The following is a 21,903-nucleotide window of genomic DNA, read 5'->3' as shown; positions in this document are numbered from 1 at the left end:
CAATAGGAATCACTCGACCGATGCGCCGAGATGGCGCCGGCGCGTGGTCACTGATGGGGTAATCAGGAGGATTTGTGAGTGACGGTTCGTGGAGCGGCGACGATTTCGATGCTCGTCTCCGCCGTGAGGCAATGGCATGGTTGACCATCCGCACGAATGACGGCCTCGATCCGATCAGTCGACAGGACCTCCTCGACTTCACGATCGATGGGAAGATGTTCCGGCTCATGGACCCGACGCGCGGGATACGGAAGCCGAGGGAGCTTTCGTCAGCCCTGTCCATCAGTACGACATATCGTGCGCCTGGTGCGAAGCGTCCATACGAGGATCAGGTCGGCTCGGACGGACTCTTGCGCTACAAGTGGTCGACGACCGACCCGAACAACATGGACAATCGTGGTTTGCGCGCGGCCATGAACGAGGGCGTGCCGCTGATCTGGTTCTATGGCGTCGGTCCGAGTTTGTTTCAGCACATCTATCCGGTGTTCATCGTTGGGGAAGAACCTGACGAACACCAGTTCGTCATTGCCACAGAAGTGGCTCGCGATCTCCATCGTCCCGATTCCCAAGCGGAGAAGCAGCTTCGGCGATATGTCGTGGCTGAGACGAAACGTCGGCTCCATCAGCCGGTCTTTCGTGCAACTGTGATGCGTGCATATGAAACGCGATGCGCGGTCTGCGCTCTCGGTCATAGTGAGCTGCTGGATGCTGCGCATATCGTGCCCGACTCGCACGAGGCAGGTATTGCGTCGGTGACCAACGGGCTCGCTCTGTGCAAGATCCACCACGCCGCATATGACGTGAACATCCTTGGCATTACGCCGGACCAGGTGGTGGAGATTCGAAAGGATCTCCTCGACGAGATCGACGGCCCGATGCTCGAGCACGGTCTCAAGGAGCGGCACGGCCAGAAGCTCATGGTGGTTCCGCAGGCTCGCAATGAACGTCCTGATCGAGAACTGCTGGCGATCAGTTACGAGCGTTTCCGCAGCGCCGGGTAAGAATAAGGTGCCGGGCGCGGTATGCGCACTGCGCCGCCTCGGTAGCTCGAATGACACTCGATGAGTGAGAGGGTGTGCGAGGGCTGGTCCCTCGCACACCCCTGTCTCATCTGATGTCTGCCGACGGGGCAGATCGGTCGAGATTGGTGACGCCGAAGAACTCTGTCACTCGGTTCAGGGTGTGCTCGTCGCGGAGCTTGCATGCAGAATTCTGGTTCGCGAACAAACCGGCCTCGCGCAGTGCAGACTCGCGGTCGACCGTCCGTTCCCAGACAACGGGAACGATCCACTCCTGGTAGTCCTCGTCGGGGTCCGGGTTGTCGATCTCGTGCGTGTACGGACCCACCAGGTCGAGACTGCGGAAACTGACCTGTTTGCCGTCGACCTCGAGTGTCGCCTGGTCCGCCGGAGCGGCGGAGCCGGCAACCGTACCGGCACCGACATAGCCGACCTTCGGGACGTAGACGAAGACCCGATCTCCGACCTGAAGGTTCTTGAGGGTGTCGGAGTACCAGCGGCCTCCACCGGCCGACACGAAACCGTACTTGCGCGCGTCGTCCCAGTTGCGGGAATCGTTGACTTCGCCCAGGCAGACGTACCAGTCCTGCCCGTTCCACTCGGGCTTCTCCGAGGTCGGCGTGACGTTCGTGCTTTCCGTTGTGGCCGGCTTTTTCGACGTACGGGTCGAGGGGCATGTCTTCGGGACGGATGTGTTGGCCGTGTATCCGAACTGCGTGAGTCGATGCCAGGCGACCTCGAGCTCCGTGTCGGTGAACAGTGTTTCGAAGGTGGGCTCGATGACGAGCGCCTCCACAGTGAGGTCGATGCGTCCTCGTTCCCACAGCTCGGAGAAGCCATCCGAGATGGTCCGTGAGGCAAGGAGCTTCTTTGCTGTAGCCAGAGGACCGATGTTCGCGACCATGCTGATGAAGTGGGTGGCGTTGTAGCCGGCCTCACGTCGAGCGCGATCGTAGAGCTCGCGGATGCGGGAGCCGAACTCCGACTCCAGTGCGGTCGTGTTGTCGCCGACGTCCTTGAGCAACTCTTCCGGCTCGGTCGACTCCGGGACGCCGGCAGCGGCCTCGTTGAAGTTGTTGACGAACCCGAGCAGAGCGTCCACGGACGTGAACACCTTGTAGCCGAGTTCTTCGAGACGCGGCAGGTCGGCTTCGTCGGGATCGAGTTCGAGTATTACAGGATCACCGACTCCGTGCTGCAGGCCGTCGGGCCAGAACGCTTCCGCCATCGACAGGAAGCGCCCGCTCGTCGGATCGGTAATTTCGGTATCGACCTCCGGTTCCGCGAATCCGAGGTCGCGAAGCTCCGCGATCATCGCCTGAATCTGCAGAGTCCTCGGGTCATCGGGCTCTGTCTCCGTAACGGCGAGTGGCTGCAGAGACTCCTCATCCCTCTGCGAACCGGATCGGAGTTCCTCCAAGAACGACTGGGCTGCCTCGGCGAGTAGTTCACGTCGTGCTGCGAGGAAGTCCGGGTAGCGGTCGACCGTCCACAGTGCCGGATCGGTCGGAATCCACTGAGACGCGAGCACACCGGGATTCTTCGCTTCGACTTCCGCAAAGTACTCCTCCGGCGCACGCTTGCCGATCTCCAGATTGGTGGCTTGGGTGAGGAAGCAGAAGTTCGCGATCGCATTGATCTCGTTGCGGTCGTATCGATCGCGTAGCAAGGCCTTCGGGAAGATGTGGTGGACCTGCAGGCTGGTGAGTTTTCCGAGCAACTCTGCACGCAGTTCCAGCCCGCTGCCGAAGTCGCGGGCGCCCTTGACTCGCGTGAGCAGGTAGAGCAGGGGGTAGAAGCGGGATCCGCGGGTCGAGCCGTCGAAATCGTGGGGACGGATTTCGAGGCGTCCACCGCGAATGCGTTCAAGCGTAGCGATCAGTCCGTCGACCCCGGAGTCGCGAATGGTGTCGTAGTCCTGCTGCAGGTAGGTCTCGGTCGATCCACCGAACCGGCCCCACAGAGCGGAGTGGACGTACCAGTATAGGACCTTGTCGCGGTGGGCCGCGTCGGTGAACTTGCCGCCGTTCAGTTCGAGTAGGCGCGACACGACTGGAATCGCATAGCGGCCCATGAGGACTCTGTCGTGGTCGAGGCCGAGACGACCGGATGCTGCGTCGAGGAACGTGCCGATGTGGGCGACGGAGGAAGTGAGTGCGCGTTCGAACTCGTCGGCCTTCACGTTGCTCAGCGCGGTGAACAGTGCGCGGCCTCGTGCTACCGCTGTGGCGTTTCGAAGCAACCAGTCCAACGTGAAGTCGAAGCCCGCCTTCTTCCATACGGCGAGGTGGTCGCGCATCTCCTGGCGTGCGGGCGGCCACTGTGCGCACAGAGACGCGAGCGCAAGGTCGCCCTTCGATAGCTTGGTGCCGCCGGAATTCACGCGGTTGAAGATGTCGACCACTTCATCGACGGACTTGTCCGAGCCGGTGATCTTCTCGACATTGAATTCGCGCTGGAGGATCTGCGACAACGTGTTCAGGCGGTCGAGATAGGTACTCGCCTTCTCCGCGTGGTCGGTAAAGGCGGTGAAGAAGGGCTTCAGACCTTCGCGGAACAGTTGAGTGACACTCACCCAGCACGGGTCCTCGGCCATGACCATCGGGCGATAGAACTCGAAGACTTCCGACTCGACGTTGAAGTACAAACCTGTGAACGCTGAGGAATCGCCTTCGAAGAACGGGGGAGGGGTGCCGCGTACTACGCCGTACAGAGAGGTGACGCGCTGCTGTCCGTCGAGCAGAAGCTGTCGGACACCACCACTGGTGATCTCGCCACGTACAGCGATCTCGCTGGTCGCAGTCTCCCACATCAACAAGCCGCCCACGGGATAACTCCGGTAGAGCGACCGCATCAGACCTCGGACTTGATCACGATTCCAGACGTAGCCGCGTTGGAACTCGGGGAGTAGGACGGTGCCCGAATCGATCTCGTCGAGCAGGGTGGACAATCTGGGCATTCGAAACCTCTCGGGAAACAGACCTGTAGAGCGGGAAGTCAGATGAGCGGAGTGAGGAACGGGCTGGGTTCGCCATGCCAGGTCACCAACAGTTGCTCTCGTGCACGCGTACATGCGACGAACAGAAGAGAGCGTTCGCGTTGTAGGTCGCGCTCGTGGCTGTGTTCATCCTCGCTCACCGGGGTAACGGCATATGGAGCGGGGAGCTGTTTACTTGTCGCGGCACCGACAGCCAGGCAACGGAACTCGAGACCTTTCATGCGGTGCATCGTTCCGATGGAGACACTGTCGGTGCTGTTGCGCGAGTCGGATAAGTCAGAATTCGGGATGTCCTGTTTCGTGAGAACACCTGCAAGGGACTCGCCGATTTTCTTGGACCGTACAGCGATCCCGATCTCTGCCGGCGCAATTCCGTTCTCGATCCACTCCTGCACCTTGTCGGCAATGAAAGCGAACTCGAGGTCTCGCGTTCCGAAGCCTCGTACAGCAGGGTGATCGCCGTGGATGTCGGAACGACAGCCGGCAATCGAGTCGAAATGGTCGTTCATGTCATCGATGCGACATCCCTGCATCAGGCCGAGACTCCACCGCAAGATCTCGGCAGTGGTGCGGTAGTTGATGGACAGACGGCTGGATCTGCCCTTTACTTTGATGCCGAGCTCGCGCAGGCTGACATGGTTGTTGTAGATGCGCTGGTGGGTGTCACCGGCGAGGAACATGTCGTCCGAGGCTTCAGGCACGGCAGCACGAAGGAGCCGCCACTGATCGGGGCTGAGGTCCTGAGCTTCATCGACAACAATGTGGCGGTAGGGTTTGTCGTCGCGTTGTTCGAGAATCCTCGTTGCTTCACGTCGCACGGTTTCGTGCGTATGCAACGCACGCGTCTTCAACGCTTCCTCGAATTCCCAAACTGCTTGCCACACCTGCGCCTTCTGAGTAGTACCAAGTCTCCGCCCTCTACCGGTTCGTTTGGCGGCAAGGTACTCGGTTGCGGAACTGACACGTTGTGCAAGCACCACCTGTCGCCACTCTTCACCGAGAAAAGCTTCGGTGAAGTCGATGCCCAGATCGTCGATGATGCTTCGCCAGAGCTTCTTCTCGTCCGCGGAACTGATCATGTGTGGGCTACCGTGCACGTCGCGGAAGACACGATGAGCGAGGCGGTCGACGTGCTGGACGTCGATGCGGGACGTGACGTCGGAATCCTCAGTGAGCAGTTCAATGCCCTCTTCGAGCGAATCGGACAAGGTGGAGGTGAAGGTTGTCACGAGGACTTGTCCTGCCCCTCGTTCCGCCAATCGGCGTGCACGATGCAGTGCGACGACGGTCTTACCTGTTCCCGGCCCACCTGTCACACGCGCCGGTCCTCGGTAGGTTGCATCCACCGCGGACTGTTGGGTGGGGTGCAGGTAGATCCGCCACAAAGCGAAGGGGTGGGCGAAGACGGCCATCATCTCAGCAGGACCGCCGACGAGGAGTACGCGCTCGGTACTTCGTTTGATCGCGGCGTCGAGGTCCTCGGTGTTGACGGGACCGTCGAGGATGTCGGCTCCGAGATCCGACCACACCTCGTCGGGAGTCATGCCGGCAGCGAGACCGTAGAGAACCTGCCACTGAACGGTGGGGAAGTAGGGCTGCGCGGCGTCGAGCTGGGAGTCCTCGGTAAGTAGCCGTGCGAAGCGTATCGCCTTCTCATCCAGGCCCAGCCGGGCGAGTTCGCTGTCCTTGATGTGCTCGAACAAGTAGCCACTGTGCGCTTTGCCGTTGGACTGGCGGTCCAACTCCGCGAGTTGCTCATCGATCGCGGTGTCGTCTCGGACCTCGATCCCACCGGTTGCCTGGTTGACGGACACGTCGCGGCGTTCCGCCCACACGTAGGCGTCGTCATGGGGCAGGACCTTCAGCAGTGTGTATGTGTCGCCGTTCTTGGGAGCGAGCACGATACCCCGCCAGAACTGAGTGATGCGGATCGACCGGAACTGGGGGTTACGGGCGTTCTTGATCTTCTCGAGGTGCAGGCCAGTGTGGGTTGCGGCGTCGAACTTTTCGAACACCTCGGTGACCCGGGCTTGGACAGATGACTCGAGCTTCGCGAAGTCAAGGAGGAAGTCCTTGTCGATCGCCAGTGTCGCCAACGCACCGCCCTCTCGTTCCCAACCACGCCGAACCACATGTTCCTTGGTTTGTCGCTTCGACGAACTCGAACATTACGGTCTGGCACCGACAAGGTGCAGAAGGTCATAAACGTATTCGAATCTTGAGGCCGGCTAATAAGGGGCGTTCGCCGGGGAAGATGGAAGCCCTCGAGGAGCGGTGGGAAGCGGATAGAGACATGGGTAAGTGCTTCACACCATCCCCTAAATCTGCGAAATCTCTGGTGGAGCGCGTTCTTCGGTGCGACCCGACTGAGAAGGCACGCGGTCTTCGGATTTGTGTTCGATGATTGCTACCCGACGGCCCATCGCGTCCGCGCTGTGTGATGAGCCTAAACGAAGCCTTCCTCGACGAGGGTGAAGCCTTCTGAGGTGACGACGTGCGCTTGCCCGGATCCTCCGACGACTCGACACCAGCTCTCGACGAACAGATAACTGCGCATGAATCGAATGGCGAATCCGCCGTACATACCGGGAACGGGGAACCACAAAGGCTGGTCGGCGATCTCGGCGACCACCTCAGCGGCGGGGTGACGAAGCTGCACGGCCAGAGCAGGGCGGATCCGGGATTCGATCAACCGACTCATGTGTTCGTCGAGCTTGCTGAAGACATCGTTGTTAATGTGACTGGGTGCCTGCTGCGCGAGCGATTCGCCGATTGCAGTGTGCCCATTCTTCATAGCAATGTCGTACGCGGTTTCACCGTATGCGGTGCGCAATGACGACCATCCGCCACGTTGGATAAGCTCGTCGATCACCGACACCGGGGCGTTGTGCCAGGCAGCTTGGTGAAGTGGTGTGTACCAGGTTTTTCCATTCGGACGCCATGAGTTCGGCGACAGTTCGTGCGTGTGAGTATCGAGTAGGCGGAACACACCCTCCCAGTCTGCGACTTTGGCTGCGTCGGCAAGTGCGTCTCGGATGACGACTTCGTGCTTGGAGAAATGATCGATTCTACCGTCCCAGACAACTTCTTTCGGGTAGTCAGGATTCTTGGTCGCGTCTACGGGCGCCGACGCGCCGTTGCTGTCCGCCGGGGCGTTACTCTTCACCGCTGTCATTATTTGAACTCCACTTCCTGATTCTCGGCTTGCCCTTAAGCTCCAAATTTCACGTCAATTGCAGCGCCTTTCGAGGCGTGCTTTGGTGCTGAGTGTTCGTCGCGGGTCACGCTGAGGAGCGTGGTGGTCGCAACGGGATGACGAGATCCCCTTGTGCGGCTGGCCTGTAGGCATACGTGCTCACTCGGGACGTTTCGAGTACTCACGGACTTGATTAGCGAGATGCATTCCGGCGCAATCGAGATATTGAGCAAAGGCGACATCGGTGCGTACATCAGCGGGCTGGGGGAACGGGATGCTGTAGGCATCGAGTGGGATCGCGCCGTCGGGTCCTCGATGCCATCGTGCTTTCGGCCCAGTTCCGGGGTAGATGAGCATGACCCGACCGGGCCGGCGCTCTCCGTCGGCCACGAGGTGGCTGTAGGCGAACATCTGGTATTGGTCGTCGCGGCTCGGTGTTGCTGCGCGGCTGTTGCGCAATTTGTACTTCGCATCGATCACCACGAGGTCATTGCCTAGGTAAGCTACGAGATCCGGGAATGTTCGAGGCCCACTGTCAGCGGTGCCGAACCAAGGGTCCGCCACCACATCGGTGCCGAGTCTGCTTTGATTTCGCACGGCGTCGAACCCGGCGCGTTGAAGCAACTCCTCGACGATGCGTTCCCACAGTTTGTCGGTGCGCGTCGACAACTCGAACGCGTCGGTTTCTCGAGAGTGTGTCCGCCCAACGATGTGCTCGCGTTCGCTCAGGATTGCCAGGCTCATCGCGAGCGCTTCGGACCACGGACGATCCAGACGGGTCAAATGCAGACGCGGCCCGTTGATGAGTGCGGCACGCAGCGGCGTGGAGGTGACCTCGTTGAGTGCACGGCGCAGCCCGACAGCGTCGTGCCGCAGCCGTGTCGTCGCGTACTCGGCCGAGAACAAGGATGGTGTCGAACTGCCGTCGGCGATCCAGTCGAGCGCCGCGCACACGATACCCAACAATGCGGTAGAGCCGCTCAATTCTGAATAGCGACATTCGATCCGAGGGTCTCCGGTGGCGTGGTAGCGCGCCAACCCGGCCGGAACCACCCGACCTCGAATCGTTGTATGTGTTGCAGTAATCGGACGAAATCCGCGGCGCGTGGAGGAAAGGCGAAGCTGCACCTCATCAAGAAATCGGCGGTAGAGCATTGGTCGGTGGAGAGGCGATCGACTCAGCTCGGCCGAGAGTGGATCCGAATCGCGTCGGAGCAGATTCACTCGGGTGAACAGTCGGAGTAGATCGGTTGCCGGGTGAGCGTCAGTCTGAGGGAGGGAGTCGAGCAGATCCGGTCGCGATGGGGGGACATCGGGGTGGAGTAGTGCCTCTCCCCACGTCCGGTTGAACTTGTGTGATTCGACCGCAGAGCGCCGTAGACACCGCTCGGCGAGGTTTTCGAGATCCAGGTTGCCGCGGATATGCAGTCGGTCGGTTTCGAATACTGTCGCGAGGTAGTGGCCATCCGCGCGTGGTGAGTCCGCTACGTGGTACTTCTGCTGATGTTCGGGACGCCAGGCTTTCGGTGCGACCGTCAACAGCAGTTGTGTCCCGCCTATGCTCGCCGAGGAGAATCCGATGCGGGCGCCGCGCGGCGACGCTGCGATCGTGGTTGTCACGAGTCGACACCAGCGGGTTCGTCGGAGTCGTCGAGAATCGACTCGTCGTCGGAGCTCGGGTCGCCGACCTCGATCCCTGCGATCCGCGCCCCTCTCGCCAACCCGGTGCCTTCGACAATAAGCATGAGACCGAGCGCTTCGGCCAGATAATCGTCCAGGGCCCCGAGCGCATCCATGGCACGGTCGAGCGCCTTCTTTTCGATCTCGGCGTGGGTGTCGAACCATGCGGGTCGGGTGTGCCTGTCGAGGATGTCATCGGCATTGAGTGCACGGACCGAATCGATCAATTGTGGGAGGATCGTGTACTTCCAATGGCTTGCGATGACGTCGGCGGGATCGCGGAAACGATCATTGAGCGCGGCCGCCATCGCGTAGAAGTAGGAGTGTCCAAGCAGTGCATCGGGCCCTAGGCACGGTCGCAACGCATGGTCGTTCACACTCTCCAGGATCCGCGCCCCGCGCTGGAACAGTTCGCGGTCGGTGGAGGACAAGATCGATGGTGCAGTCACTTGGGTCAACTCGGGTTCGAGTCGGTGGAACGCGAAGCGGCGACGCAATGCAGCGTCGAGCGGTGCCACCGACCGGTCCGTCGTATTGGTGGTCGCTACGACGTACACGTTTTCCGGCACGAAGAACGTCCGACCCGAGTAGGGCAGCCGAGCTGTCGTTGTCGTCGTCCAATCACGCGCGGATCCGCTACTTGGTCCGGTACTGCGAAACGTTGCGCGACGGGATGTTTCCAGTGTCAACAACAGGTCGCCGAACACGCTCGGAATGTTGCAGCGATTCAGCTCGTCGAGCAGTACAAGGACGTCTTCGTGGGGGGCGCGTACGGCCGCACGGCACACCTCGACGAAGAATCCATCAGCAACTGCGAACGATGTGTCCCGAACTGGAGTTTCGTCGAAATACCCTGGTTCGTCCCCGCGCACTGAGGGGACTGGACGCAGTCCTTCGATGAAGTCTTCGTAAGACGTGCTCGGATGCATTACTACCGTGCGGTAGGGGCGCCCGTCGAAATCGTGTAGCGACCGTCCGGTTCGGGAACTCCATTGCCGTGCGATGTTCTCGATTGCGTACGATTTTCCAGTACCTGGGACACCTTCGAGTACGATGTTCTTGAATTGCAGTAGGGACTCGAAGATTGGATCCGATTCATAGGAGCCGGCGAGCTCAGCCGAATGTTGATCCTCGTAGTGTGACCGATGGGTGAAGGTGCCCTCGAGTAGTCCGGGTATGCGAGCGTCGAGAAACGCGAGTACGTCGAGTATATGGTCGTCACCAATTGGGTACAGGTAACCTTGGTTGACCTTGCCGTTCTTATCGAACGGCGCGGTCGCGAGGAGTTCCGCAGGAAATTCCGACGCGGGAATGGGGTTGGTGAGTTCCCGGTAGTCGATGGGGCAGAGGTACCCAGCAGATGCATATTGTTCGAACAGATTCGATTCAGGATCGGTCGCCTCACGCGGGTGTCCATGAACCGTGCCGACCGCGACGATCTGCTTATTTGCGTAGTGCAGGATGAGTTGTCCGTCCTGCAGTTTCATAACATTCGACCAGGACGGGACGACCTTCCCGTTCTTGGCGCGCTGTCCGGCCCACACATAGCCCCCATCGCGCTCGGTTGCGTAATTTGTACCTTGGTTTACCCACCATAGGCCCTTGAACTTTACGACGGGGACTCCGAGCGCTTTGAGGCGGGCTCGTGCGTTATCGGTAACGAAGTCCGACGCTGTGAGCGCACGGCCGGTTGCATACTTGTGCGCAACGCCGATGAGCGCCTTCGGATCGTAGAATCGCCCGTTGAGATGCACGAGATATCCGGTGGAAACACCGAATCCGTAGGTATCGAGCATTGCCTTGCGGTCGGTCGTGTCGAACTCGCGGATGGCGGCGTCGAGGTGCTCTCGTTCGATATCGCGGATTGCCATGTTATCGCTTTCAGTGGTAGGAATTCGAACTTCACGCAGGGTCGAAAGTTGTCATTATTCATGCCGTCTCTGCGCGGCAATCCGCCGCAGCGGGAATCCGCGACGCAGTTGTCGATCTCGCGGTTGGCATGAGGCAGCCGGCGCAGTCGCTGCCGGATATGCCGATGTAGCACGCGTCGTCGGTGAACTCCAGCAGGGCTATGCCGCCAAACCGAAGAGGACCGGACCGGCATAGCCGCTGGCGTATAGGGAATGCAAGGCCCGAACCCGTTGGCAATGGCCATGAATCTACTGACTGCACCTGAATGTCCTGCCCTTATCAACCCTTGAACTGCGCTGCGGGAGCGCTGTTGAAATGAAGAACGTGTGCTGCGATGAGGTCATTCTCGAGTTCCAGTAGCTGGTGCGCCGGTCGCTGCGGCGTCGCAACCCAGGAGACTTCGAGTCTGTGCTGTGCGGCAAAGATCGCGCCTTGCACATGACCAACTTTGACGATCTTGGCAAGGTGCGCGAGAGGTCGATTCGGGAGTACGCCTTGTCCGATGTACAGCAGGGCGTCGTCTCGATCGCCTCTGATGCGATACAGACCGACCGTGTTGGCGGGAAGTGCGTAGCGGGCATTCGACAGCGTTATCCACGTGCTCCAACGATGTCCGCACCACGATTGGCTCTGGATGTCTGGCGTAAACGGACCAACCGGGGGCGCCCCGACACGATGCTCCGCCAATGCCGGTCCGTCGTACACGCCTCCGCGGAACCTGGAGCCTGCTGCCACCAGGCGCGCGTTGTTCGGAGAAGAGGCGCGATAACCGTCCGGTACCCGGCCGAACTGTACGGTCGGTGACGCGCCGAACTCTTGTCGGTACAGCCCGATCGCTAATGCTTCCAGTCCCTTCCGGGTATGTGAATCCCCATCGGTTGCCGCGAACGACACCTCGAATTCACAGCCGCTTGCGTGGCGTAACGCCCACAGTGCGGGTGCCGCAGTGTGCGGATCGCGGTAGGGCATCTGCTCTGCGTGGCACCGGGACAATGCGCCCAGGCGCTCGCGAAGACTCCGTCCGGTCTGCCCGATGTAGTCGAGGCCGTCGAAGTCTCTGCGGCGCACACGGTAGATGCCTGGAAGTCGGGGCACAGAGGCATTGCGGGAGATGCCTAGCAGTGGAATCCAGCTGCTCCATTCGAGGGTTGATCCGGTGGTCATCCGATTTGTGTCTTCTCGCCCAGCACCGTGTCTGCCCCGGTCGCGTCTGTGGCACGGATGGCCAGAGTGGCACGCGCAAGGTGCTCAGGCAACGCTGCCGAGAACTTCAGACCCCGGAGTGCGCCGCTATCCACCGCGGGGAGATGCCTCGAACTCCGGGTGCGTAACGCCGCCAGTCCCTCACGGATATCAGCGACCGACAAATCCGCGTGCAAACGCAGCGACTCGGCTCCGATTCGTTGCCGCGGCGGCACCAAGTCCGCTGCCCACGCCGCGAGGGTGCGGTTGGCCTTCGAACCGGCCCACGTCCACCAGCGCCAATCGTCCCGGTCGTCGCGTTTGATGACCAACGCACCGTCGGTGACATGGTCGGAGCGCTGTAGCCGCTGATCCTCCAATGTCGCGACGGCGCGTCGCGTCAATGTCACGCCGGAGGGCATTGCACCGAGCAGCACATCGCGAATGCCCCGCGCGATCTCGAACGATGCGCCATCGGGCAGCGAACTCCACTTGGCGCGGCCTTGGATATGAGTGGACTCCACGAACACGTGCCGTCGTTTCCAGTCGATATGGGTGACCTTCCACGACCGTCCGCCGAGCAGCAGTATGCGTGGGCCTTCGACATCGTCGGTGAGCACACTGGTCTCTACCGAGCCGATCTCCTGTCTACCTGCCCATACTGTGAACTCCGGAGCGGCGGTGAACACCGCGAGTAGCTCCCTGAAATGCCGCCGCCCGAAGTGTTTCTCGGCTTCCGGTCCGATGAATGCGCTGCCGGCATCGTGTTCGAGGAATCCCTCGGCGAGAAGATGGTCGAGAATCTCCTGCCCGTCGCTGTCGAAGAGTGGAAGAGATCCCCAACTCTGTTGCCACCCCACGAGTGGTACGCGGCGCGTCTGTAATGCCGCGGCCAGCAACTGTTGGGCGGCGATGTGCCGCGGTTGCGGGGTCGGTAGTACCGGTTCGACCCATCCGCGCGACCAGCACTGCAACATGCCGAGCGTGTCGAGCACTGCCTGATCGGTGAGGGCGAGGAACAAACAGTTGCGGGTGGTGCCGGGGCGCCGGCCTGTGCGACCGAGTCGTTGCAGGAAGGACGACACGGTGCGAGGCGCATTGATCTGGATCACGCGGTCGAGGTCGCCGACGTCGATGCCGAGTTCGAGTGTGGAGGTGGCGACGATGACGCAATCGCGGGCTTCGGCGAATGCCTCCTCGGATTCACGCCGCTCTGCGGCAGACAGTGACGAATGCGAGATGAAGGTGGTGATGCCACGTCGGCGCAGCTGTGTTCCTAACTCTTCGGCGAGCCTTCGCGAGTCGACGAAAACCAGTCGCTTTTCCCCGGTATGCAGCGCAGCGATCACCTTTGCGGCATTCTCGATGCCGCCTACAGAGTCGACGGTGATCTCGGGGACCACTGCAGCACCTGAGGTTGCGGGAGAAATGACGCGGCCGGGGGAGATCGCACCACCCTGCAGCCAGCCAAGCAGCTCGTCCGGATTGCCCACAGTCGCGGACATACCCACCCGCTGCAAACGTCGTCCGAGCAGCGATTCGAGTCGTGCCAGCACTGCCAGCAGATGCCACCCGCGATCGTCACCTGCGAACGCGTGCACCTCGTCGACGACCACCGCCCGTACACCCCCGAGCAGTTCTGACGCATCGACACTTTCGGAGACAAGCATGGATTCGAGCGATTCCGGGGTGGTCAGCAGAATGTCGGGCCGGTCGCGTTTGATGCGACCGCGGACCGACTGGCCGACATCCCCGTGCCATGTCATCGCGTCACGTCCGAGCCACGCGGCGTAGTCCGCTATACGCGGTTGCAGGTTGTTCAGTAGCGCCTTGAGCGGGCAGATGTACAGCACGGAGATGCCGGTCCACCGTTCGGCCTGCATGCGGGTCAGCAACGGGAACATGGCGGCTTCGGTCTTGCCACCTGCGGTCGGTGCGAGGAGGATCGCGTCGGATCCGGTGGTGATCGGCGCGACCGACTCGTCCTGGAGCGGTCGTAGACCGGGCCAGCCGAGTGAGTTCACGATGTGGTGCTGCAACACCGGATCGAGCAAGTCGAAGCCGGCCACGCGCTACAGCTCCACGTCGTCTGCGGAGACTGCGGCGCGTTCGGTGTCCGTCAGCTCGGTCGACGCGACCGTCAGCGCGTAGTGCTGCCGCGGATCGAAGTCGTCGAACTGGTCGACTCGGTCGAGGACGTCGAGTACCAGCTTCTTGAGGAAGATCCGCGGTGAGATGCCTACCTGTCCTCCGAGTTTGCCGGCGACCGCGGACGCAAGGTCGCGCAGGTACGCGTCGTCGACCAGAGTGCGAACCCGGTCGGGAGCCGCCGCACCATCCGCGTACACCTCACGCACCCGAATGCCTACCTCGACCAGCTTCTCCAGGTCGAATCCGGCGAGGCGGATCTGGGGAGCGCGCGGGTTGTCGAAGCGGGCGTCGGTGGTGAAGTCGGTGTGGAGACGCTGTGCTAGGGGAGGAAGCGACTGAATGCCGAGCCGACCGTCGAAGAAGGCGGGCGTCCCGGTGATGAGCAGATACAACCCGGGATACCTGCCCGAGTCGAGCTCGTCGATCCACTGCCGGAGCGCGTTGAGGGCTTTGGCGCGACTGTCGGAGCGCATCCGCTGCAGCGTTTCGACTTCGTCGATCACCAGGAGCAGTCCCGGATGGCGTGCTCCTTGTAGTACTGCCAAGAGTCCCTGGAGAAAGCCCATTGCAAGGAAGTGATCGACGTCCTGGCGGACGCCCGCAGCGCGCTTCGCAGCGGCACCCACATGTGGTTGCCCGCCGAGCCAAGCAACGAGTGCGTCTGCGGTCGCTGCGTCTTCACGTGCGAGGGCGGCGCGGTAGGCGCGCAACACCATCGGATAGACCGGCGTGGCTGTCGCTACCGTCGCGAGACGCTGTTCGAGGAGAGCGTCTATTTGTTCCTCGGACGCTTCGTCCACGCCCGCGGCGGCGGCAGCGTCTTCCTCGACACCGAACAACCATGCGTCGAGCACGCTGCGGAAGGCAGAAGGAGGGAATGCAGCTGTGCGTAGCGATTCGGTGGTCCGCCGATAGACCGTTTCCAGTTTGTGGAGAGGTGTTTCGAGTTCGCTGATCTGTACCTCGGCCACCGCCAAGCCCCGACGCATGGCGCGTTGCTGTATCCACCGGGCGAAGAATGTCTTGCCCGAGCCGTATTCACCACGAACAGCTTTGAACACCGATCCGCCGGCGGCGACGGCATCGAGGTCGTCGTCGACGGTCGGTGCGAACTTGTCGATGCCTACAGCGAGTACATCGAGGTTGCCGGCCGGTACGGTGCCCTGCCGCAGCGCCTGGAGGATTTCCCGTCGTCTGACCGGTGAGAGCGCTGTCATGACGAAACTCCGTACTGCTCGAACAGCAGAGCCGATTCGAGCTCGACCTCGGTACCGTTGTCGGAAAGCACCACCACCCCGTCGGTGTTGAGCACCTGCGCGAGTACGGCGATCGCGGCGCGTGCACGGGCGGGTTTGACGCCGAGAATGTCCGCCGCTCGGCTCAACGCCAACCGACCGTTGCCGTCGAGCATTTCCTGCAGCAATTTCCCGATCACAGGTTTCGTGAACTTGGGGCGGAATTGTGCGTACTGCTGCTTGAAGAGCTCGCTGGCGAGAACCTCTGCCACCCGGTCCCGATCGGCGGGCGCCGTCGCGGTTGGGCTTGCCACCGGTGTGCCGACGTCGAACAATGCATCGGCCTGCATAACGGGTTTCGTTGCGACTGGCGCCTTCCTGCGTTTCGGTGCAGGTGACGCCGAAACGGGATGGGTGGCCGTCGGGACAGGCGCGGCGCGCGGTGTTTCCCACCAAGCCGGCTGCGGCGCAGGCGCCACTTCGAGCCCGAGATGTTGCGGTAATGCACCGTTGACGAGGATCGACACCGGGATCACCGCTTCGGCCAGTGAGCCGCCGCCGTGGTAGCCGGCCTTGAGCCCTGTGTAGCGCACATGTTCGTCCACCGCGAGGATCACGCGTTGCTCTCCGGACAGAACTCGTTCGCCGACGACGAGCACTTCGTCCTCACGTGGTTCCGAGTCGGGGCCGGATGCGGATCGGTACCGCGCCGAGATCTGCTGTCCACGCTGGACGCTCGGCTGTTCGCGGCGTTCGACCACATGTCCGTGATCGCTGACCAGCACTACGGTGCGGCCCACTGCTGCAGCGGCAGTGAGCAGCGGATCGAGATGCTTGAAGCTCGCAGTGCTCCAGGTAGTACCGATGGGATCGGACCGATCGAGGGCATCGTCGATATCGTTGAGCACGCACGCCACCACCGGCCGGTGCTCGGTGTCGTCCACCGCATCGCGAACGACGTCGGCAAGTGCATGGCTACGGGAGACCAGATCCAGATCAGCCTTGTGGAACAGAACCTTTCCGTCTGCCCTCAACCCGTTGCGCTGCAACCATTTCACAAAGCCCGATCGCTCCTTATCTTGTCCGCCCTCGGCGAGACCTCCGGTCAGGAGTGAGCAGCGTGAGAATCGAGTCACGGTAGGCAGTGCCGCGAGTGCCGCATGCGGTTGGTCTGCACCGGCAAATCTGCATTCCTGCCACTGCGGCCGGTGACGGCGCAGCGCGTCGGCGACCACCTCGTTCGCGACCGATCCGCTCATCCCGTCGGCGATCACGAGCAGCACCGGGGACGGGCTCGGTCCACCTGCGGAGACGCCGGCGAGCCCACCAGTGGGGCCCGGCGCCGGCACCGTCAGCGGCTTCACGATCCGGTCGAGCACGTCTTCGACGTAGAGCGGGCCACCCGATCCTGCGCGGTGGCCGCCCCCGGATGCGAGTTGGCGCGCGAACTGGCGGTCCGCCGCCGACCGCTGGTTGCGTACCGCAGTGACTATCCGATCGGCCACAGTCGCCAGGTCTCGGTCATCGGCACCGACGAAAGCATCGTTGACGGCGTCGTCCACCCAGGACAGGTCGCGTCGGTAGTACGCCATCCAGTGAGGCAGACCGGCGGGGTCGGACCACGCAAGGTTCAGACGGCGTAGCAACCGCAGCGCCGCTGCCCCGACCTGAACGTTCCGAGGTGCGTATGGGGTGCCGACGTGTGCACCGCGGTGAGCGACCACATCTGCCCACGCATTCTCCGCTGCTGCGAGATCACCAGAATCGACGGCGGGTGCGAGAACTTTCGCGAACTGTGCGATGCGAGGGGCAAGCGCCATCGGCAGGACATCGGACCGTGCGACCAGCGACTCGGCGTGCAGGCGACGTACTGCCTCTTCGGCCCGACGCAGCACCTCGTCGGGAACGTCGGTGCCCGACACCGCAAGTGTGGCGGCATTGCCCCACGCGGTGAGCTGCTGCTCGGTGAGCGCGTGATTATCGAGCTCGACCTCGAGCAACGTGCGGACTTTGACGATGGTGTCTCGTGCTGCCGGGAACGCTACCGAGGCGTCGTTACCGTCGCCGAGAAGGGCAGCGACGAGACCGAGTGGGACGAGGTGCCTCGGGCCTTGGCTGCGCCACACTGCGACGAACACCGAGCCGAGGGGGCCGAGCCGGCTCCCGATCCAGCCGTAGAACTGGTCGAGCAGAACGGGGTCCGTGTGCCGGCGCCACACCTCGAACCGGGCGGTTGTGGCGTCGTCCATCGACCACAACGCGATGTGGTGCGGGGTGTACTCGGCTGGGCGGAGCCCGAACTTGCGGTCGGCCAGCGTCGCGAACAGATGATCGTTGGTCAGCACCCCACCGGGCGCAGGAGCACGCACGCCGTCGAGGTCGCGCAGCGCAGCGCGAGCGGCGTCGTTACTCAGGGAGAGGAGATGAAATTCCTGCCGGGCAGCTTGAAACAATTCGCGTAATGCGGGCCACGGATCGAGATTCGACAGTCGACCCGCAGTGAGGTGCTCGAGCACCCCTGCGGGCAACTCTGCGGCGTCGCGATCGGTCAGAATCACCACCCAGTCGGCGCGGTGCCGCTCGGTGAGTGCATCACGGATCGCCAGCACACTCGGCGCCACACGCACGCGCACCGATTGGCCGTTGAAGTCGAGCTCTTCCGGGCCGGTCCACACGGGCGCAGCTGAAAGAGCAATTACTCCGCGCGAGTAGTTCTTGTTTCGCAGTCCGGCGACAAGACTGCGCACCGCCGAAATATCGGCTTCGGGCAGTCCGGCAGCGACGCTCACGGCACCACCTTGGTGATGGTGACGGTGTAGGTCGCATTCGGATCTGCGTCGAGCAATGCCCGAAGTCTGTCCTCGATGGCAGAAAGGCCGCGACGACCTGAGACGGTGAAGGTGTTGTCGGTACGCGGTTGATCTACCACGGGCGGAGCAACTACCGGCGGATCGATAACAGGCGGGTTGACGACCGGCGGTTTCGGTGGATGCACGACCCCCGCCTCCAACCACGCATCCCGCGCCTCTCCTGCAACTCGCAGCGCCTCGGCGAGTGGCCGCGAGAGCTCGTGCTCGGTGAACGCCGAACCCAGAGCATCGACGATGGCAGCAGCCTGCCGGCCCCGGTCGTCGCCCGTTGCAGCGGCAGTCCGAAGCACGTCCAACCGGGCGAGGTTGAAGCGGCTCACAGCATCGGCGACAGTTCCGGCCGTGGTCAGGCACTTGCCTGCCTCGTGGTCGGTTCCTGCGAGCGGCGTTTTCGCGATCGCTTCGACGACGGCGAGATGGTCCAGATGGTTGAGCTGAGCGTCGAGCATCCCGGTCAGGTCGCGGGCGAGTTGCAGTCGTTTGCCGGTCTCGAGACCGAAGTAGGCGTATGCGCTGGTGAGGACCTCGACCAGCCGGGATCGATCGGCGCGTCCGGTGGCCGCGTGATCACGCACATGCTGAACGAATGCCGCGACGTTCGTGGCGGTGAGGTAGTCGTTGACAGCGAACCCGGTCAGCGTCTTCCACCGAGTACATGCCTGAGTCCACACTTGACGGTCCGGCAAGGGCTCCAGTCGTAGTGTGGTGCCACGTCGGAACTCCCCGATGGCGGGTTCGGTGATGGGAGACGAATGCAGGAACCACGACCGCTTGCCCTGCGCTGCCCACGCACCCGCCACGAGGTCGACCATGTCATCGGTCAGACCGCGCTTCGGTCCACTCGCGACGATTGCGTTGCGCAGATCCTCGATGTGAACGTCCCCGGACTCGTCGAATCCTGCGCGTGAGAGTTCCTGTGTGATGCGATTGCGCCAACTCGCGAAATGCTCGGGGCCGAACAGCAGATGGGTGTCGTTGGTGCGGGCGATCCCCAGGGACTCGACGATGCGTCGCACCGTGTCGCGTTCACCGCGGTCGAGTGGGATCCGCCCGTCTTCCACTGCCTGGGCTTCCCGCAACCGCGTCAGCGTCGTATTCAACTGACGACGGGTGATGAGCTGGTCGGCAGGCGTGAACTCCGGATGGTCGGGATACAGGGCGGCGAACGCATCGGCGATCAACCGGTTGGCGGCCTCGCCCAGATCGTGCCCGATCGGGGGCTGCACCGCGAACCCTGCGTGCAGCGACCGCAGCGGCGGCTGATCAGGCGCGAAGGCCGAACCCGATCCGGCTGCCACTCCATACGCAACTTGGATAGCGGTTCCCAGCTGACCACGCACCTGGGTCTGCTGCTGTTGCAGGATCGATCGGGCCGCGACGCGATCTGCGTCGGAAAGTTCGTTCGCGTACGACGCCCACCGGTCTCCGGCGAGCACGTAGTTGAGGATGACGAGTCGGCCGAGCTGGCGAGTTACCTTCTCGCTGAAGAAGTTCGGTAGCCATGCCACGGTGAATCGGTCCTGCCCCGTGCGCAGGAGCTGGTCGATGCGGTCGTGGTCCTCGCCGGTGGTGTGGCCGGCGTCGTCGAACGGTAGGTCGACGACGAGCCGTAGCGCACCGTCGATCGAGGGACGGAATGCTTCGTCGGGCAGGTAGCCGTGGTCGCGGATGTTGCCGAACACCACCTCCACCTGCCGTTGGGTTCCGCGCCAGATCACCTGACGGAGCAGCGCGTTGTCGACAGTGTGGTCGGCACCCACCACACCAAGCTGTTCGGAGAGCAACTCCCGCATCAACTCGCGGCGGCGGCCGTCGGTGTCCTCGGCCTGGGCGCGGCGGACGATCCGCTCGTAGTCGACCGACTCGAGAGTTACGGAGATGATGGGGTTGGCGTCTGCCGTGACGGAAAGCTCGGGGATTTCGGCCGCCCACGCCTTGACCTTGCCGGTGATCTGGCCAATCTGGTCGCCCGGGATGAGGCTGATGACGCTGCCATGGTTGAGTGAGGCCAACCGGGAGGCGTCGATCTGCTTGAGCGCGGGCACGTTCGGGGCTACAGCCGACATGAGCAACGTTTTGGCGATACGGATGTCTGCCCGCAGACCGGGCGGCACGTCCTTGTCGGGCGTGGACTCGGGAACATTCGCGTTGCGGAACAGCAGCGGCCGCAACTTGTCGGTCCACAGCGAGCGCGCGGTCTTGAACGTCTGGGTGGCGGCTTCGTTGATGGGGGTCGCGTTGGCGCTGTCGATGATGTAGTCGAACGCCTCGCCGACAGGAATCACGTTGTCGATGGTGAGCCGGTCGGCGTTGTCCGAGAGCATCTGCTGCATGACCTTCAGCGCAGTGCGCTCACGCTGCATCTGTCCCGACAGCTCGCGCAGCGTCGCGATGAGCGCAGGCGAGAACGGGTACGTCAGCTTGAAAGCATCGGCATCGGAGCCGCGGTGCCGGTCATCGGTGTTGACACCGTCGAGAAGTACGTCCCACACCTGTGGGCTGCGATCGAGTCGTGCGAACGCGGCGTCCAGCGCGGCTTTGGCTTCTGCGTCCCGCGGCTGGAGCAGCCGCTTGTGTGCAATGTAGGGAAGGTTCTCGTCGCCGAGGGTGACGAGTCCGAATCGGCCTTCCTGATGGGCGAATGCCCGCTCGACTGCCTGCTGGATGGCGCCGGCGTCAGGCCCGCTGGCGACCCATTGGGCGAGGTTGTGCTGCCGCGCGACGTAGGAGATAACCGGCACGGCGAGGCGCCCTCTGCTGGTCTCGACCAGCTTGGTGATCTTCTGCACCTCGGCGTTGAACCGTTCGCGTTCGGTGATGAGGAACGTCAACCACAGTACGAGCTCGTCGAGCATGAGAACGACGCCGTCGTAGCGGAGGGACTTGGCGTGGTCGGCGATGACGGCGAGGCCGTCTTCGAGAGAGAGCCAGTCGGTGTTGCGTGAGTAGCTGGTGAAGTAGGTGGACACCAGGGCCTGCTGCAAGCGTGCGCGCTCGGCGGGGTCCGCTCCGGGAGCGCTCGCGGCTGCGTAGGTTTCGGGTGTCCACGTGCCGGTCGTTTGGCCCAAGGCCGACCAGTTCACCGTGGTGCTGGCCTGTGCGCCCCCTGCGCTGTTGAGCGCGGCGAAGAACTTCTCGTCGCCCACCTCGCGACGCCGGTTGTCAGCGTCATCGAACAAGCCACCTGCCGAGTGCAATACCGGCGGCAGCACCTCGGGGTGTGCGGCGGTGATCTGCCGCAGATACTGCTCGAAAAGCGCCGATTCGACGGTTGTCGCGTCGAGGAAGTGGAAGGTGAGGCGCAACAGGTTCGCTTGGTCGAGCGTGGGGTGCTTGGCCACGATCGGTTGAAGCTCCGGGACGGACAGCGCCTTGGGAGAGTGCCCGAGGATGCCGTGCAGCACGGCCATGAAGTGTGATTTACCGGAGCCGAACGAACCGTGGAGGAACGCGGCCTTGTTCTCACCGGAGCGCAGCGCCTCGTCGACTACCGACAGCGCCGAGTCGAACGCCTCGGCGAGGGCGGGAGTGACGACGTAGGAGTCGACGGTCGCGGCGAGGTGGTCTTCGCCTACCGAGTCGGACAGCCGCAACACGTAGTCGTTGGTGCCGTGCGATTCGGGAATGTCGAATGTCTCGCGCAAGGTGCGCGAGGGAGTCG

The 21,903-nt window shown here is 62.7% G+C and carries 11 protein-coding genes; 1 reads left to right on the top strand and 10 read right to left on the bottom strand.

The features are described from left to right. Positions 1-74 precede the first annotated feature (74 nt). Positions 75-1,001 carry an HNH endonuclease gene (locus EQ874_RS21155; RefSeq protein WP_242496871.1) on the top strand — a complete coding sequence of 309 codons (927 nt, stop codon included), beginning with the start codon at positions 75-77 and terminating at the stop codon, positions 999-1,001. 106 nt (positions 1,002-1,107) lie between these two features. Here EQ874_RS21155 and EQ874_RS21145 read toward each other — a convergent pair whose 3' ends face one another. The 10 genes from EQ874_RS21145 to EQ874_RS21100 form a co-directional block, all read right to left on the bottom strand. Continuing rightward, complete coding sequence (locus EQ874_RS21145) at positions 1,108-3,978, bottom strand: DUF262 domain-containing protein (protein WP_242496870.1); 2,871 nt, start codon at positions 3,976-3,978, stop codon at positions 1,108-1,110. Between the two features lie 38 nt (positions 3,979-4,016). After that, positions 4,017-6,113: a UvrD-helicase domain-containing protein gene (locus tag EQ874_RS21140; RefSeq protein ID WP_129978058.1), complete on the bottom strand. Its 2,097-nt coding sequence runs from the start codon at positions 6,111-6,113 to the stop codon at positions 4,017-4,019. 350 nt (positions 6,114-6,463) lie between these two features. Then, a complete protein-coding gene (locus tag EQ874_RS21135) occupies positions 6,464-7,192 on the bottom strand; it encodes an ankyrin repeat domain-containing protein (RefSeq protein ID WP_129978057.1) in 729 nt (242 codons plus the stop codon). A 180-nt stretch (positions 7,193-7,372) separates the two neighbouring features. Continuing rightward, entirely contained in the window at positions 7,373-8,833 is a 1,461-nt protein-coding gene (locus EQ874_RS21130; RefSeq protein WP_165369304.1) for a hypothetical protein, read from the bottom strand. Continuing rightward, positions 8,830-10,764, bottom strand: a complete 1,935-nt coding sequence (locus EQ874_RS21125; protein ID WP_129978055.1) for an AAA family ATPase — start codon at positions 10,762-10,764, stop codon at positions 8,830-8,832. The genes EQ874_RS21130 and EQ874_RS21125 overlap by 4 nt, the downstream gene beginning before the upstream one ends. A gap of 319 nt (positions 10,765-11,083) precedes the next feature. Beyond that, complete coding sequence (locus tag EQ874_RS21120) at positions 11,084-11,968, bottom strand: GIY-YIG nuclease family protein (RefSeq protein WP_129978054.1); 885 nt, start codon at positions 11,966-11,968, stop codon at positions 11,084-11,086. Beyond that, entirely contained in the window at positions 11,965-14,055 is a 2,091-nt protein-coding gene (locus EQ874_RS21115; protein ID WP_129978053.1) for a DEAD/DEAH box helicase, read from the bottom strand. Before EQ874_RS21115 ends, EQ874_RS21120 begins: the two co-directional genes overlap by 4 nt. 3 nt (positions 14,056-14,058) lie before the next feature. Next, positions 14,059-15,354, bottom strand: coding sequence for a BREX system ATP-binding protein BrxD (brxD, locus tag EQ874_RS21110; protein ID WP_129978052.1), 1,296 nt, complete (start codon positions 15,352-15,354; stop codon positions 14,059-14,061). Then, complete coding sequence (gene pglZ, locus EQ874_RS21105) at positions 15,351-18,161, bottom strand: BREX-2 system phosphatase PglZ (protein WP_129978051.1); 2,811 nt, start codon at positions 18,159-18,161, stop codon at positions 15,351-15,353. The genes brxD and pglZ overlap by 4 nt, the downstream gene beginning before the upstream one ends. Further along, positions 18,158-21,886, bottom strand: coding sequence for a DUF6079 family protein (locus tag EQ874_RS21100; protein ID WP_242496869.1), 3,729 nt, complete (start codon positions 21,884-21,886; stop codon positions 18,158-18,160). Before EQ874_RS21100 ends, pglZ begins: the two co-directional genes overlap by 4 nt. Positions 21,887-21,903: the final 17 nt, after the last annotated feature.

This window comes from Rhodococcus sp. Q1 (assembly GCF_004153645.1).
GTDB lineage: Bacteria > Actinomycetota > Actinomycetes > Mycobacteriales > Mycobacteriaceae > Rhodococcus > Rhodococcus gordoniae.
Note: the sequence above shows the minus strand (reverse complement) of the source record. Positions and strands in the feature narration are given on the sequence as shown.

Bases quoted from the DNA above. Each gene is read 5' to 3' on its own strand.
- EQ874_RS21125 (WP_129978055.1), bottom strand. From the start codon at position 10,764: ATGGCAATCCGCGATATCGAACGAGAGCACCTCGACGCCGCCATCCGC.
- EQ874_RS21120 (WP_129978054.1), bottom strand. From the start codon at position 11,968: ATGACCACCGGATCAACCCTCGAATGGAGCAGCTGGATTCCACTGCTA.
- brxD (WP_129978052.1), bottom strand. From the start codon at position 15,354: ATGACAGCGCTCTCACCGGTCAGACGACGGGAAATCCTCCAGGCGCTG.
- EQ874_RS21135 (WP_129978057.1), bottom strand. From the start codon at position 7,192: ATGACAGCGGTGAAGAGTAACGCCCCGGCGGACAGCAACGGCGCGTCG.
- EQ874_RS21145 (WP_242496870.1), bottom strand. From the start codon at position 3,978: ATGCCCAGATTGTCCACCCTGCTCGACGAGATCGATTCGGGCACCGTC.